Below are 14,679 nucleotides of genomic sequence, written 5' to 3'. Positions count from 1 at the left end.
TCCCCTTCTGGTGATAGGCAGGGACTTGATGTGATGCTACGCAATGGCGCAGATAAAAAACCTCACGACCACTAGCTATTTAGTTCCGGACCAGTGTTACACGCTGCAACGGTACATCGGCTTCTGGTCTCGTCGGGAATAGGTGGTTGCGCCAGTGTCTCAGTTTCTCGCAGATCATGCTTTAGCGATCTACGTGGCCTTTACGGTCATCTTCCTTTGCATTGTGGTGGCGCTCTCTGCTGCTCTCGGGCCTCGTCGCGTTGGCGCAGCGCGGGGGCGCTCAATGAGCCTCCCTTACGAGTCAGGCATCCTTTCCACGGGTTCGGCGCGTATCCGTCTGCCGGTGCAGTATTACCTTCTGGCCGTCTTCTTCGTGATTTTCGACGTTGAGAGCGTGTTTATTTATTCCTGGGCTTCCGTAGTGGTCGAGGCCGGTTGGGCCGCCTTCTTCTCGGTCTTGACCTTTGTCGTCTTTCTGACCCTCGCCCTGATTTATCTGTGGCGCAGTGGCGCCCTTGAATGGGGCCCCAAGCACCGCCGCATGCCGGTCAAGGTGCCGCCCAACTCCCCCGTTGAACTTGTCAAAATCCCCGAGCGCGAGGTCGTATAACGATGACTTGGACTCTTACCTCCGCCGTCGGCGAGCCCCGTTTGCAGTCTCCGGAAGAGTTGTTGATGCATGAGGATGTGCGTCGCAATCTTGTTGTCGGAAAGCTTCAGGATTTTATTTCCTGGGGGCAAAAAAACTCTGTCTGGCCGTTCAATTTCGGTCTTTCCTGCTGTTACGTCGAAATGGCGACGGCATTTACCAGCCGCTACGATATCGCGCGCTTCGGTTCTGAAGTTCTGCGTGCCACGCCGCGTGAAGCCGATCTGATTGTGATCGCCGGCACGGTCTTTCGTAAAATGGCGCCGATCGTGAAGTATCTGTACGACCAGATGCTTGAGCCTCGCTGGGTTATCTCCATGGGCTCCTGCGCCAACTCTGGCGGCATGTATGACATCTACAGTGTCGTGCAGGGTGTCGACAGCTTTCTCCCGGTAGACGTCTATGTGCCGGGCTGTCCGCCGCGCCCTGACGCGCTGCTCGAAGGGTTGATGCTGCTGCAGGATTCCATTGGCAAGCAGCGGCGTCCTCTGAGCTGGATGGTGGGCGACCAGGGAGTGACCAAGGTGACGCCTCCCAGCATGCGTGACCTCAAGCGCGAAGAGCGCATGGCGGTCACCAAGCTGCGCACCCCGGATACGATCTGAGGAGCGTGGGAATGAGCGAAGTTTTCGAGAAAAGCCGTTCTGGCGTTATGGGAGCGGCGGTTGCTGCCTTCCCACCTCACATGATCACGATGGAAGAGAAGACACGCGATGGCGTGCCGACCTTTTGGGTTTCCCGTGGTCAGATCCGCGCTGTGCTTCAGGCCGTCAAGTCGGGCGGCGCGCTGCGTATGCTGCTGGATCTGACCTGTGTGGATGAGCGCCAGCGCATCCATCGTGATGGCCTTCCGGCGTCAGACTTTACCGTTATCTATCACATCCAGTCTTTCGACGGTCCGATTGACGAAGTGCGCTTCAAAGTGCCGCTTGCGGTTGACGATGCCAATATCGGCACCATCACCGACATCTGGCCGAATGCAAACTGGCTTGAGCGCGAAGCCTGGGATCTGTTCGGTGTCGTGTTCGAGGGGCATCCGCATCTCTCTCGTATCTTGACGCCCCCGACCTGGGTTGGTCATCCACTGCGGAAAGACCATTACGCCCGCGCCACCGAACGGCCGCCTTACACACTCTCCGAAGATCAGGTTTTCGACGAGCAGGAAGCTCTGAAGTTCGACCCCGAATCCTGGGGGATGAAGCGGCAGTCCGAAAACAGCGACTTCATGTTCCTCAACCTCGGCCCGAATCATCCTTCGGTCCATGGTGTTTTCCGCGTCGTGCTGCAGCTTGAGGGCGAGTTCATTGTCGATGCCGTGCCCGATATCGGGTTCCATCATCGCGGCGCCGAGAAGATGGCTGAGCGCCAGACATGGCACAGCTATATCCCCTATACCGACCGTATCGATTATGTCGGCGGGGTGATGAATAACTTCCCCTATGTGATGGGGGTCGAGAAACTGGCGGGCATTACCGTGCCGCCGCGCGCCCAGCTCATCCGCGTCATGCTGGCTGAATTCTTCCGTATTTCCAGCCATCTCGTGTTCTACGGAACCATGGTTCAGGATCTGGGGCAGCTTTCCCCGGTTTTCTATATCTTCACGGATCGCGAACGCGTTTTCGAGATTATCGAGAAGATCTGCGGTTTCCGCATGCATCCGGCGTTCTTCCGCATCGGCGGTGTGGCCATGGATCTGCCGCAGGGCTGGGACGGCGAGGTACGTGCGTTCCTCGATTACCTGCCCAAGCGTCTGGATGAGTATAACGAACTCGTCATGAAGAACCCGATCTTCAAGGCGCGTACCAAAGGCGTTGGTGTCTACAACACCGAAGAGGCCATCGATTGGGGCGTTACGGGACCGGGCCTTCGCGCTACGGGTCTGGAATGGGATTATCGTCGCAAGGCGCCGTATTCCGGTTATGACCAGATCGATTTCGATATTCCGACCGCGGTCAATGGCGATTGTTACGATCGCGCTGCGGTGCATATCGAAGAGATCCGTCAGAGCCTGCGTATCATCCGCTACTGCCTCGATAACATGCCGGGTGGCGACTACAAGGCCGAGCATCCGCTGGCCATGCCGCCGCCGAAGCCGCGCACGATGCATGACATCGAGACGCTCATCCATCACTTCGTGGGCGTCAGCTGGGGGCCCGTCATCCCGCAGGGCGAAGTGCGCTCCTGTATCGAAGCGACCAAGGGGCTCAATCAGTATTACCTCGTGAGCGATGGCGGCACGATGTCCTACCGGACACGTATCCGCACCCCGTCGTTCATTCATCTGCAACAGCTTCCGATGCTGTCACGCGGCACCATGATTGCCGACCTCATCGCCATTATCGGAAGCATCGATTTTGTGATGGCCGATGTCGACCGCTGACCTTACGGCGCAGGACGCCGAACTCCCTCAGGATCTCGTCGATACCTTCATCGACATGGCAGCCCACGAGCATCACCCGCGCGGCGCAGCAATTGAAGCGCTGCGTCTGGTGCAGGAGCGCTTCGGGTGGATCAATGACGCGCATCTGGCCCACACGGCACGGGTTCTGGGCATGTCCCAGGCCGATCTGGATGGTATCGCCACCTATTTCAATCTGCTGTTTCGCAAGCCGGTCGGCAAAAACGTGGTCATGCTCTGTGACTCCGTCTCCTGCTACATCATGGGCGCCGAACAGACACGCGAGCGCCTCTGCAAGAAGCTGGGTGTGAAGATGGGCGAGACGACGCCCGATGGTGACTTCACCGTCCTGCCGATCGTCTGCCTCGGTCACTGTGACCATGCCCCGGCGATGCTGGTTGGCAAGGACCTCTACGGCCCGGTCCGTCCGGAAGATATTGACGGCATCATCGACGACATTCGGGCGAGGAAGAAGTGATGACAGGTCTCAACCCCGAAAAACAGCCGCTTCTGGCGCTCGTCAATCGCGAGACGCCGCTCGATCCGGCTGGTTACGACAAGAAAGGCGGCTGGCGCGGTCTGCGCCGTGCGCTTGGCATGAGCCCCGCTGAAATCATCACCGAGGTGACGGACTCGAAGCTGCGCGGTCGTGGCGGTGCTGGCTTCAGCACCGGCATGAAGTGGAGCTTCGTCCCCAAGGAATCCTCAAAAGACCGTCTCAAATACATCGTCGCCAATGGTGACGAGATGGAGCCGGGTACGTTCAAGGATCGTATTCTTGTTGAAGGCAATCCGCTTCAGCTGATCGAAGGGATGATCATCTCGGCCTACGCCATTCAGGCACGGCACGGCATCATCTTTCTGCGTGGCGAGTATCATCTGGGTCTGGAGCGTCTGCAGCAGGCGGTCATTCAGGCGCGTGAAGCCGGGTTCCTGGGCGAGAATATCCTTGGCTCGGGTTTCGATTTCGATCTGCACGTTCATCCTTCCGCCGGTCGTTACATCTGCGGTGAGGAAACGGCCTTGATCACGGCGCTGGAAGGCCGTCGTGCCAATCCGCGTGCCAAGCCACCGTTCCCGCAGATCGGTGGTTTGTGGGGCGCGCCGACGGTCGTCAATAACATCGAGACCTTCAGCAATATTCCCCATATCCTGGCCAATGGCACCGAGTGGTATCTGGGGCTGAGTGCCTGCGTCGATGGCGGAACCAAGCTTTACGGTGTCAGCGGTCGTGCCAAGCGTCCGGGCGTGTTCGAACTGCCGCTCGGCACCTCGCTCGGCGTGATCCTGAACGAATGCGCAGGCGGCATGCAGGACGGGTACAAGCTGCGGGCCTTCCTGCCCGGTGGCGCCTCGACGGCGTTTCTCGGTGCCGAACATGCCGACATCATCATGGATTATCCGACACCGGAGAAGGCGGGCAGTCGCCTCGGCACGGGTCTGGCCATTCTGCTCGATGACAAGACCAGCCCGATCGGATGATCCGCAATCTCGAGCATTTCTTTGCGCAGGAATCCTGTGGCTGGTGCACGCCCTGTCGTGACGGCCTGCCCTGGGTCGAGCGTCTTTTGATTGCCATCGAAGAGGGACGGGGCACGCCGGAGGATATCGAACGCCTCCACGATGCAGCCCGTCTGATCGGTCCGATGGGGCGTACATTCTGCGCCCATGCACCGGGCGCGATCGCGCCTCTGGCCAGCGGCCTGAAGATGTTCGCCGAAGATTTCCAGCGACTTGTCAGCAAGCCCACCCCCGGCACCGCAGAGAGCGGCGCCGCAGGCAGGCGGCTTAGGAGGTACGGCCCGATGGCAAAAATCGTAATCGACGGCCGCGAGGTTGAAGCACGCACTGACGTGAACCTTCTGCAGGCCTGTCTCGAAGCAGGAAAAGACCTGCCTTATTTCTGCTGGCATCCCGAGCTCGGCTCGGTTGGCGCCTGCCGCCAATGTGCGGTCAAGCAATACGCCAACGCCGATGATACGCGCGGCCGTATCGTCATGGCCTGCATGACGCCCGTGACCGAGGGCGCCATTTTCTCGGTCGACGATCCGGAAGCCAAGGAGTTCCGGGGTGAGGTCGTCGAGTGGCTGATGACCAACCATCCTCATGACTGCCCGGTCTGCGAAGAAGGTGGCGAGTGCCATCTTCAGGACATGACCGTCATGACCGGTCATCGCGAGCGTCGCTATCGCTTCGACAAGCGCACCCATAACAATCAGGAACTCGGTCCTTTCGTGAAACACGAAATGAACCGCTGCATCTCCTGCTATCGCTGCGTGCGCTTTTACCGTGACTATGCGGGCGGCGAGGATCTGGGCGTATTTGCCTCGCATAACAACGTCTATTTCGGTCGTCATGAGAGCGGTACGCTGGAAAGCCCCTTCTCCGGCAACCTGATCGAGGTCTGCCCGACAGGTGTCTTCACCGACAAGCCGTTCTCGAAAATGTACAGCCGCAAATGGGACATGCGTGGAGCACCTTCCGTGTGCTCGAACTGTGCGACGGGGTGCAACACGATCATCAACGAGCGCGCAGGCAAGGTTCGTCGGACGCTCAACCGCTACAACGACGAAGTAAACCGCTATTTCCTCTGCGATCGCGGTCGTTTCGGGCATGGCTGGGTCAATGCGCCCACGCGTCTGCGCTCGGCAGGCTACGTCATCAATGGTGACATGACGCCGGTTCCGGCACAGGCAGCGCTCGATCATTTCGGCAAGATCGCCAATGCGGGCAAGCTGGTGGGTATCGGCTCACCGCGTGCGTCGCTTGAATCGAATTACGCGCTGCGCAAGCTGGTTGGAGAAGAAAACTTCTCCACCGGCATGGCCGAACCCCAGCATAGCCTTGTCAAACTGGCGGTTTCGCTGATGAGCACGAGCGCGGCTCGGATCGCGACCATGCAGGAGATGGAAACCTCGGACGGTGCGCTGATCCTGGGTGAAGATGTTGCGGCAACGTCGCCGCGCATGAGTCTCGCGCTGCGCCAGATCAAGCGCACGGCCTTTAACAAGGCAGCAGATCAGGCACGCGTCCCGCACTGGATGGATGCCTCCGTGCGTACGCTCGGTCAGGATACGGTTTCGCCGCTGTTCCTGGTCTCCCCGACAGTGACCGATCTGGATGGGTTCGCACAGGATCCCATTCGGACCATGCCTGAAGACGCGGCGCGTCTTGGATTTGCAATTGCGCATCGCATCGATGACTCCGCACCGGATGTTGCCGGCCTGACCGAAAGCGAAGCCGCCTCGGCATCGCGCATTGCCGACGCCCTGCTGGCTGCTGAAAAGCCGCTTCTGGTTTCCGGTCTGCAATATGCCTCGGCCGCCCTGCTTCAGGCGACAGCCAACATCGCTTCGGCGCTCGCGGCCAAGGGCAAGGCACCGCTCCTCAGCTTTGTCCTGCCAGAAGCCAACTCTATGGGCCTCGCGCTTATGGGGGGGCTGTCTCTTGATGAGATCGCATCTCGTGCAGCTGGTTCGACGCTGATCGTGCTCGAAAATGATTTGAGCCGTCGTCTCGACAAGGCAGCGTTCGACACTGTGACCGGGGGAGCAGCTAATCTCGTTGTGCTCGATCACTCGGTTACCCCGACGGCGATCCGCTCCCAGATCACTTTCCCCTCGGCAGCCTATTCCGAGACGGATGGCACACTGGTCAGCGCAGAGGGCCGTGCTCAGCGTTTCTTCCAGGTCGTCTATCCCGACGCGCCGCTTCAGGCGGGCTGGCGCTGGATCGCTGATCTGGCCCAAGCGGCAGGCTTTGACCATGTGAAGCCCTGGAGCAAGCTGGACGATCTGATTGCGGAAATTGCGGCGACACTGCCCGTTTTTGCCAGGATCCCTGAAGCTGCACCCAGCTCGGATTACACGCTCGAGGGCATTCCTCTGAGGAGCCAGACCCATCGTGTCAGCGGACGCACGGCGATCCGCGCCAATATCAGCGTGCGCGACATTCCGCCGCCAGCTTCGCCCGATACGCCGTTGCATTCCACGATGGAGGGCTCCTACGGCACCGACATGCCCGGCACGCTTGTGCCGTTCTATCAGGTGCCGGGCTGGAACTCGGAGCAGTCCTTGAACCGCTTCCAGCAGGAGATTGGCGGCAAGATGCGCGGCGGTGATTGTGGCGTCCGTCTGGTTGAAGGCATTGCCAACGCCGCCGGATCTTATGCCATGGATGTGCCGTCGGCTTTCGCGCCGCGTGCCGGTCAGTTCATGCTTTTGCCAGAGGCCCGCGTCTTCGGAACTGATGAAATGAGCATGATGTCCCAGCCGATCGCAGATCGTGCGGCACCAGCCGTGGTTCGTGTCGGCGGGGCGGTTGCCAAGGGGGCGCAGGTTCGTCTGTCCCTGAACGGCGAGCTCTGCACTGTTGACGCCGTCTCCGATCCGAGCCTGCCGGAAGGGGTGGCAACCTGCCCCCCGCATATGGTGTCGCGCTCCTGGTCCACGCCGGGCTGGGTCTCTCTTGAAATCACGGCGCCTGCCGAGCGTATTGGAACGGAGAGCGCGGTATGATGCCCATCGTGTGGCCAATTCTTGTGATCGTCGTGACCGTCTTTGGCGTTCTCGCGTCGCAGCGCTCTCGACGACACTGGAGCGGCGTCTTCTCGGCGTGTTCCAGGATCGTCCCGGTCCGAACCGCGTCGGGCCGTTCGGTCTGTTCCAGATCATCGCCGATGCGATGAAAATGCTGTTCAAGCAGGACTGGATCCCGCCTTTCGCCGATAAATGGGTTTTCCTCATCGCCCCGATCATCGGCTTCATGGCAGTGCTGCTCTGCTTCGGCGTTGTGCCGATTACACCCATCTGGAGTGTTGCAGGCGATTTGAATGTCGGTCTGCTTTTCGTCTTCGGTATGCTGGGTTTGGGTGTCTATTCGGTCGTCCTCGCCGGGTGGTCTTCAAACAATAAATACGCCCTGCTCGGCGGCATGCGTGCCGCAGCCCAGATGATCTCGTACGAGGTCTTCATGGGGCTTTCGGTCATGGGCGTCGTCATGGCGGCCGGCTCGTTCAGCATCCGTGACATCGTCGAGGCACAGACAAATTGCTGGTTCATTATCCCGCAATGCGTTGGTGCGGTGATCTTCCTGCTTGCAGGTATTGCCGAGACGCATCGTCTGCCTTTCGACTTTCCCGAAGGTGAAAACGAGATCGGTGCAGGGTTTCATACCGAATATTCCGGCATGAAATTCGGTCTGTTCTATCTCGCTGAATATGCTGGCGTTGCGCTCAGCTCTGCCTTGATCACCACGCTTTATCTGGGTGGATGGCACGGTCCGTTCCTGCCGCCGATCCTGTGGTTTGCGATCAAGGTCTTCCTGCTGATCTGCTTTTACATTCTCCTGCGTGCAGCGCTGCCGCGTCCCCGCTACGACCAGCTGATGTCTTTCGGCTGGAAGGTGCTGCTGCCGCTGTCTCTGCTCAACATTCTGGTTACCGGCGCGGTCATTCTGCTGCGCGCGGGCGTCTGAGAGGGGGCGCGCCATGCTCGGTATTCTCCGCACCATATGGATGACGTTCCTGCACATGTTTCATCGCAATGAAACGGTGCAGTATCCGGACGTCAAACCGTATCTGTCCCCCCGCTATCGCGGTCGTATCGTTCTGACCCGCGATCCCAGCGGCGAGGAGCGCTGTGTGGCCTGCAATCTTTGTGCCGCGGCATGCCCGGTCGATTGCATCAGCCTGCAAAAGGGCGAGAAGGAAGGACGCTGGTATCCCGAATTCTTCCAGATCAACTTCTCACGCTGCATTTTCTGCGGCTTTTGTGAAGAGGCCTGCCCGACCTACGCCATCCAGCTCACTCCCGATTTCGAGATGAGCGAATATGTGCGCCAGAACCTGGTTTACGAGAAGGAAGACCTCCTGATCAGCGGACCCGGCAAGGTACATGATTACAGCTTCTATAATGTTTCGGGGCTCAAGATCCCGGGCAAGAATAAAGGTGAAGCCGAAAATGAAGCCAAGCCTGTCGATATTCATGCGCTGATGCCCTGATCATGAATATCATGCTTGAACTCTATGGATTGATTGCCATCGGCGCGACCGCGTTGGCAATCACCCGCACAATTCCGGTGCACGGCCTGCTCTATCTTGTCGTGTCTCTTCTGGCTCTGGCCTGCATGTTCGAGCAGCTCGGGGCGCCCTTCGCAGCCATGCTCGAAATCATCGTCTATGCCGGTGCCATCATGGTGCTGTTCGTTTTCGTCGTGATGATGATCAACCTCGGACAGCCGGACCAGATGCGTGAGAAGGGTTGGTTTGCCGGTGGGGCCTGGGTGGGCCCCGGCGTGATCTCCGTCCTGCTGATGGGGCTTCTGGTTTACGGCCTGAGCCACAACACCATGACGGTGGGCACGGTTGGTGCCCCGATCGGTCCCAAGGCGGTCGGTCTTTGCCTTTATGGCCCGTATATCCTGACCGTCGAGCTTTCCTCGTTCCTGCTGCTGGCAGGACTTGTGAGCGCCTATCACATCGGGCGCCGGATCGGAGGAAAATCCTGATATGACTGCTGCCGATCCCAATGGCGCGCTCATTGTCGCTGTCATTCTCTTTTCGCTCGGAGCCCTCGGCGTCCTCGTGCGTCGCAATCTGCTCTTCATGCTGATGTCGACCGAAATCATGCTGAACGCGGCCTGCCTCGCCTTTATTGCGGCGGGCAATCGCTGGCACATGGCCGATGGCCAGGTGATGTTCATGATGGTCGTGGCTTTTGCTGCAGCGGAATCCGCTGTCGGTCTGGCCATCATCCTGCGCCTGCATGCTGCCGGACGCTCCACGCTTGATGCCGATACCGGCAACCGTCTGGGGGGTTAGTCTCGTGGCTATGTTGCTTCCTCTTGTCATTCTCTGTCCGCTTGCGGTCTCCATCATTCTGATGCTGACCGGCGGAAAGCTGCCCGCACGGGCGACGACGCTGCTCGTCGGCGCAGGAATGGGTCTTTGCGCCTTTTTCGCTGTCATCTCGGCCTCAAGCTTTCTGTCTGGTCCCGACTCTCTCGGTTCGCTGCACGTCGTGCTGTGGAACTGGATGAATGTGGGCTCTTTCAACGCTCAGATCGCGCTCACGCTCGACCGGCTCTCGCTGGTCATGATGCTGGTCGTCTCCTGCGTCGGCTTCCTCATCCTCGTCTATGCCTGCGCCTATATGTATGACGATCCGGATATTGCCCGGTTCTTCACCTATATGACGCTGTTCGTTGCCTCCATGCTGCTGCTGGTGCTGGCGTCGGATCTGCTGGGTGTGTTCATCGGCTGGGAAGGGTGGGTCTCTGCTCTTATCTGCTGATCGGCTTCTGGTACGGCGAGCAGGCTAATGCCATCGCAGCCCGCAAGGCCTTCGTGGTTACCCGCGTTGGCGATGCGCTGTTCCTGCTCGGCATGCTGCTGATGGCAACGGCTGTCGGTTCGCTGGATATTCCGACGCTTCTCGCAGTCGGCCCGCATGCAGACCCCCGTCTGCTGACATTGGGCATGTTCCTGCTTCTGGGTGGCGCGATGGCCAAATCAGCTCAGGTGCCGCTGCAGACCTGGTTGCCGGATGCCATGGCGGGCCCGACGCCCGTCTCGGCCCTTATCCATGCTGCAACCATGGTCACGGCCGGTGTTTATCTGCTGGCGCGTCTGCATGGGCTGTTTGTCCTGACGCCACTCGCCATGCTGGCCTGCGCCATCGTTGGTTTTGTCACCATCCTGCTCGCAGCAGGAAGTGCGCTGGTTCAGACCGATATCAAGCGCATCCTCGCTTATTCCACCATGAGTCAGCTCGGTTATATGTATCTGGCTCTCGGGTGTGGCGCCTGGCATGCAGCCATGTTCCATCTCGTGACCCATGCCTTCTTCAAGGCGCTGCTCTTCATGGCGGCAGGTTCGATTATCCTGCGCGTGCATCACGAGCAGAACATCTTCAAGATGGGTGGCCTGCGCAAGGATATGCCCTGGGTGTTCGCCGCGTTCCTGGCGGGCTCGGCTGCTCTCGCCGGTCTGCCGTTGATCACGGCCGGGTATTTCTCGAAAGAGCTCATTCTTGGCAGTGCGTATGAGCTGAGCCCGATCTTCTGGGCTGGCGCGCTGTTCGGCGCGTTCCTGACCTCGATCTATATCTTCCGCTGCGTGTTCATCGTGTTCTGGGGCGATCATCGCACCCATGCTCACGGCAAGTCGGGCATGGCCATGGCGCTGCCGATGGCCATCCTGTCCGTGCTCGCCATTGGCGGTGGCTGGATGGAAATGCCAGATGTGATCGCAAACGTGCATATCTTCTCGAACCTGCTGGCCCCTGTCCTTGGTGCCCTGCCCGAAGAGCATAATACAAGCCTGCTCATTCTCGGCTCTCTCGTGCCGATTGCCGGTGTGACCATCGCCTGGACGCTGTGGCGCCCCAAGGGCGAAGCGCCGGTCGCAGCCGAAAGCCCCGCCATCGCCACGCTGCGTGCCGATTGGGGCTTCGATACGCTGTATGACCGGGTTTTCGTACGGCCGTTCATGGTGCTTGCCCATCTGAACCGTCGTGATTTTATCGATCGTTTCTATGATCTGGTTGCAGCCCTCACACAGGGCAGCGGACATGCTGTTGCGAAGCTGCAGAGCGGCCAGGTGCGTCGCTATGCTGGCTGGATCGCGGCAGGAACGGTTGCAGCTCTTTGTCTGGCGGTATGACGATGTTGGCACTTCCCGCTCTCGTTCTTCTTCCTTCATCGGGGGTCTCGCAGCCTGGCTTGTCGGGTTGCGAGGTGCATCTCGCGCTGCCTGGGTGTCGTCGCTGATCACCCTGGCCCTGATGGTGGTTCTTCTCGTTCAGGTGACGATTAGCAGCCTTGCCAATGGTGCCGGGGCAGGGGGATGGTTCGCCCATTTCTCCATGGCCTGGGTGCCGATGCTCGGCATCAATATCCGGTTTGATCTCGATGGGTTGAGCCTGGTCATGCTCTGGCTCAACGCACTGGTCTCCCTGCCTTGCGCGCTGCTCAGCTCACGTAACGTGGCAGATCGCGCCGGATTGTTTCACTGCCTGCTTCTGGCGACCGTCGCCGGGATCAATGGCGTGTTCATGGCGACAGATCTGTTCCTGTTCTTTTTCTTCTGGGAACTGATGCTGCTGCCGCTTTTCGGGCTGATCCTGATTTGGGGTGATGCCGGACGTCAGCGCGCCGTGCTGAAATTCTTCCTGTTTACGCAGGGCAGTGGCCTGCTGATGCTTCTGGCCATTCTGGGGCTGGTGATCGTCAATGCCCAGCGCACCAATGTCATCACCTTCGACTACTTCGCGCTCTCGCAGACAGCGTTGATCGCACCGATTGCGCCGATCCTGATGCTGGGGTTCTTCATCGCTTTTGCGGTGAAGCTGCCCATGCTGCCCTTTCACGCCTGGTTGCCCGACACCTACGCCGCATCACCCGCGGCGGTCAGCCTTCTGCTTTCGGGCGTCTTGGCCAAGACCGGGGGATATGGCCTGATCCGCTTCGTGGTCATGCTCTTTCCTGAAGCGGCAACCCATCTTGCGCCGTTTGCCATGACGCTCGGTGTCGTTGGTATTCTCTATTGCGCCTGGCTTGCCGTCGCACAGGACGACATCAAGCGCCTCATTGCCTATTCGTCCATCAGCCATCTCGGCTTCATTCTGCTGGGTGTGTTCTCGGGCACGCGCATCGGTATGGAAGGGGCAATCGCGCAGATGGTGGCGCATGGTCTGAGCACCGGCGCGCTCTTTGTCATTGCAGGTCTGCTGGAAGATCGCCTCGGCACGCGTGACATGTCCAAGATGGGCGGTCTGTGGCCCGCAATGCCGCGTTTCTCGGCACTGGCGATGTTCTTTGCGGCGGCGTCGCTCGGGCTGCCCGGTCTGGGTAACTTCGTTGGCGAGTTCCTCGTGCTGATGGGCACCTGGCAGGTTAGCCACACCATGACGTTCTTTGCAGCGGCTGGTCTGGTTCTTTCCTCGGTCTATTCGCTCACGATGATGTTCCGCGTCTTCTACGGCCCGAAAAAGACCGATGTTGCCGCTCCGCTTGGTGCGCCTTCCGTGCCGCATATCGCCGTTCTCGGTGTGGCGGCCCTTCTTCTCCTTGCGCTTGGTGTCTACCCGCAGCCTGTTCTGAATCTTTCAGTTCCTGCGAGCCCCCATATCGCGAGCATCGCTCAGGAGCAGGCCCAGTAATGTCCTTCTCGTTCCTTCCTAATGCTGTGCTGGTGCTCTGCCTCGGGGGGCTCGTGCAGCTGGCCGCCATCTCGTGGCGGCGCCATGTCGCTCGTGATGCCCTTTTGTGCGTGCTGGTACTCGTCGCCGCACTTGCGTCGATCATGATGCCGACCGTGCTGATCATGACAGGCGCGATGCCTCTTTTCGCGCCCGATCCGTGGGCTTCGTTTGCGGGCGCGCTCATCATTCTCTCTGCGCTGGCCATCGTGCTGATGTCGCGTCATGGCGCCATCAGCGCCGATCCGACCGTCAACAGCGAATATTTCCTGCTCCTGACGCTCTCCACCTTGGGTGCAGTCGCCATGACAGGGGCCGTGCATTTCGTCTCGTTCTTCCTGGGGCTCGAAACCCTCAGTCTGGCCCTGCTCGGTCTGATCGCGTTTCGGAACACGCGTCTGGACGCAGGCGAAGCGGCAATGAAATATCTGCTCCTCTCGGGTGTGGCCTCGGCCGTCATGGTATTCGGCTTTGCGCTGATCTACGCCGAGACCGGCTCGCTACGTTTCGCTGCGCCTGATCTGTCGCATGCTCCCGAGCCGATTATCGGCGCAATGGGATTGATCCTCGTCTTGACGGGCATGTTCTTCAAGCTTTCAGCCGTGCCGTTCCATCTCTGGCTGGCCGATGTACTTGAAGGCACGTCGGTGCCGGTGGCGGCCCTTGTCGCGGTCACCTCCAAGATCGCATTGTTTGCGGCAATGCTGCGCTACTTCTCGTCGGTCGATCTCTCTCTGCCTGGGGCGCAGGTGAATGAGATCCTGATCGTGGCCGTCCTTAGTATGCTGGGTGGCAATCTGATGGCGGTGGTGCAGACTGACCTCCGTCGCCTCCTGGCAGGATCGTCGATCGCTCATGTCGGATATCTGCTGGTGGCATTTCTTTCGCCGGGCCCGTTCGGTGTGGCGTCTGCAGCTTTCTACCTCGCGGCGTATGCCATCTCCACGCTGGGTGTGTTCGCCATCATGAATGGCGTCCTGCCTCAGGGAACGGATATCCGCGCATGGCACGGTCTGTTCCGTCGCAAGCCTGCGGCGGCGCTGGCCATGTCGGCGATGCTGATTTCGCTGGCAGGCATCCCGCCCGCAGTCGGCTTTTTCGCAAAGTTCTACATAGTTGCAGCCGGTGTCTCGGCCCATCAGACCTTGCTGCTCCTTGTTCTGATCCTCAGCAGCACGATCGGTCTGTTCTACTATCTGCGTCTGATCCTGATCATGCTGACACCTGCACCAGCCGGCCGTGAGAGCGATGCCGAGCTCACGGCACCGACCCCGGTCAATGCAGCGTTGATAACGGTTCTGGCCTGCGCCACGATCCTGCTGGGCATTTTCCCCAGCACGCTCGTTCAACGCAGTCAGGCACTCGTTGTGGCGCCGCCTGTCCCTTCGGCGCCTGCGACACTGCCTTGAGAACGCCGCCCTGCCCGGGGTGAG

14 protein-coding genes are annotated in these 14,679 nt (G+C 59.8%); all 14 read left to right on the top strand.

Going from position 1 to position 14,679, the window contains the following annotated elements:
- Positions 1-154: 154 nt before the first annotated feature.
- Genes JCM15831_RS11690 through JCM15831_RS11630 form a run of 14 tightly spaced genes read left to right on the top strand, consistent with a single transcriptional unit; the run spans position 155 to position 14,655 of the window.
- The gene (locus tag JCM15831_RS11690) at positions 155-610 is read left to right on the top strand and encodes an NADH-quinone oxidoreductase subunit A (protein ID WP_025824403.1); all 456 of its coding nucleotides are present in this window, start codon (positions 155-157) and stop codon (positions 608-610) included.
- 2 nt (positions 611-612) lie between these two features.
- On the top strand, positions 613-1,254 hold the full coding sequence (locus JCM15831_RS11685) for an NADH-quinone oxidoreductase subunit B (protein WP_025824402.1): 642 nt from the start codon (positions 613-615) through the stop codon (positions 1,252-1,254).
- Positions 1,255-1,265: 11 nt separating this feature from the next.
- Entirely contained in the window at positions 1,266-3,029 is a 1,764-nt protein-coding gene (gene nuoC, locus JCM15831_RS11680; protein ID WP_025824401.1) for an NADH-quinone oxidoreductase subunit C/D, read from the top strand.
- Entirely contained in the window at positions 3,016-3,525 is a 510-nt protein-coding gene (gene nuoE / locus JCM15831_RS11675) for an NADH-quinone oxidoreductase subunit NuoE (RefSeq protein WP_025824400.1), read from the top strand. The genes nuoC and nuoE overlap by 14 nt, the downstream gene beginning before the upstream one ends.
- On the top strand, positions 3,525-4,529 hold the full coding sequence (locus tag JCM15831_RS18675) for a complex I 51 kDa subunit family protein (protein WP_373277646.1): 1,005 nt from the start codon (positions 3,525-3,527) through the stop codon (positions 4,527-4,529). Before nuoE ends, JCM15831_RS18675 begins: the two co-directional genes overlap by 1 nt.
- Positions 4,526-7,564 carry an NADH-quinone oxidoreductase subunit NuoG gene (gene nuoG, locus JCM15831_RS18670; RefSeq protein ID WP_373277645.1) on the top strand — a complete coding sequence of 1,013 codons (3,039 nt, stop codon included), beginning with the start codon at positions 4,526-4,528 and terminating at the stop codon, positions 7,562-7,564. Before JCM15831_RS18675 ends, nuoG begins: the two co-directional genes overlap by 4 nt.
- 10 nt (positions 7,565-7,574) lie before the next feature.
- Positions 7,575-8,522 (top strand): NADH-quinone oxidoreductase subunit NuoH, encoded by a 948-nt coding sequence (nuoH, locus tag JCM15831_RS18665; RefSeq protein WP_051528481.1) that lies wholly within the window; start codon positions 7,575-7,577, stop codon positions 8,520-8,522.
- Positions 8,523-8,535: 13 nt separating this feature from the next.
- The gene (gene nuoI, locus JCM15831_RS11655; protein WP_025824399.1) at positions 8,536-9,048 is read left to right on the top strand and encodes an NADH-quinone oxidoreductase subunit NuoI; all 513 of its coding nucleotides are present in this window, start codon (positions 8,536-8,538) and stop codon (positions 9,046-9,048) included.
- 2 nt (positions 9,049-9,050) lie between these two features.
- Complete coding sequence (gene nuoJ, locus JCM15831_RS11650) at positions 9,051-9,554, top strand: NADH-quinone oxidoreductase subunit J (RefSeq protein WP_025824398.1); 504 nt, start codon at positions 9,051-9,053, stop codon at positions 9,552-9,554.
- Position 9,555: 1 nt separating this feature from the next.
- Positions 9,556-9,867: an NADH-quinone oxidoreductase subunit NuoK gene (gene nuoK / locus JCM15831_RS11645; protein ID WP_025824397.1), complete on the top strand. Its 312-nt coding sequence runs from the start codon at positions 9,556-9,558 to the stop codon at positions 9,865-9,867.
- Positions 9,868-9,877: 10 nt separating this feature from the next.
- On the top strand, positions 9,878-10,339 hold the full coding sequence (locus JCM15831_RS22885; protein ID WP_232228167.1) for a proton-conducting transporter membrane subunit: 462 nt from the start codon (positions 9,878-9,880) through the stop codon (positions 10,337-10,339).
- Entirely contained in the window at positions 10,315-11,709 is a 1,395-nt protein-coding gene (locus JCM15831_RS18660) for an NADH-quinone oxidoreductase subunit L (protein WP_232228161.1), read from the top strand. Before JCM15831_RS22885 ends, JCM15831_RS18660 begins: the two co-directional genes overlap by 25 nt.
- Complete coding sequence (locus tag JCM15831_RS18655) at positions 11,657-13,207, top strand: complex I subunit 4 family protein (RefSeq protein ID WP_084490678.1); 1,551 nt, start codon at positions 11,657-11,659, stop codon at positions 13,205-13,207. The genes JCM15831_RS18660 and JCM15831_RS18655 overlap by 53 nt, the downstream gene beginning before the upstream one ends.
- Positions 13,207-14,655: an NADH-quinone oxidoreductase subunit N gene (locus tag JCM15831_RS11630; protein ID WP_025824396.1), complete on the top strand. Its 1,449-nt coding sequence runs from the start codon at positions 13,207-13,209 to the stop codon at positions 14,653-14,655. Before JCM15831_RS18655 ends, JCM15831_RS11630 begins: the two co-directional genes overlap by 1 nt.
- The last annotated feature ends 24 nt before the right edge of the window (positions 14,656-14,679 follow it).

This window comes from Asaia astilbis JCM 15831, from assembly GCF_000613845.1.
In the GTDB taxonomy this organism is placed as follows: domain Bacteria; phylum Pseudomonadota; class Alphaproteobacteria; order Acetobacterales; family Acetobacteraceae; genus Asaia; species Asaia astilbis.
The sequence above is the reverse complement of the archived record's forward strand: the minus strand, read 5'-3'. Positions and strand labels throughout refer to the sequence as shown.

Coding starts and splice junctions, on each gene's coding strand:
- nuoE (WP_025824400.1), top strand. CDS start 3,016: ATGTCGACCGCTGACCTTACGGCGCAGGACGCCGAACTCCCTCAGGAT.
- JCM15831_RS11685 (WP_025824402.1), top strand. CDS start 613: ATGACTTGGACTCTTACCTCCGCCGTCGGCGAGCCCCGTTTGCAGTCT.
- JCM15831_RS18675 (WP_373277646.1), top strand. CDS start 3,525: ATGACAGGTCTCAACCCCGAAAAACAGCCGCTTCTGGCGCTCGTCAAT.
- JCM15831_RS11630 (WP_025824396.1), top strand. CDS start 13,207: ATGTCCTTCTCGTTCCTTCCTAATGCTGTGCTGGTGCTCTGCCTCGGG.
- nuoI (WP_025824399.1), top strand. CDS start 8,536: ATGCTCGGTATTCTCCGCACCATATGGATGACGTTCCTGCACATGTTT.
- JCM15831_RS18655 (WP_084490678.1), top strand. CDS start 11,657: ATGCTGGCTGGATCGCGGCAGGAACGGTTGCAGCTCTTTGTCTGGCGG.
- nuoC (WP_025824401.1), top strand. CDS start 1,266: ATGAGCGAAGTTTTCGAGAAAAGCCGTTCTGGCGTTATGGGAGCGGCG.
- JCM15831_RS22885 (WP_232228167.1), top strand. CDS start 9,878: ATGTTGCTTCCTCTTGTCATTCTCTGTCCGCTTGCGGTCTCCATCATT.
- nuoJ (WP_025824398.1), top strand. CDS start 9,051: ATGAATATCATGCTTGAACTCTATGGATTGATTGCCATCGGCGCGACC.
- nuoK (WP_025824397.1), top strand. CDS start 9,556: ATGACTGCTGCCGATCCCAATGGCGCGCTCATTGTCGCTGTCATTCTC.
- nuoG (WP_373277645.1), top strand. CDS start 4,526: ATGATCCGCAATCTCGAGCATTTCTTTGCGCAGGAATCCTGTGGCTGG.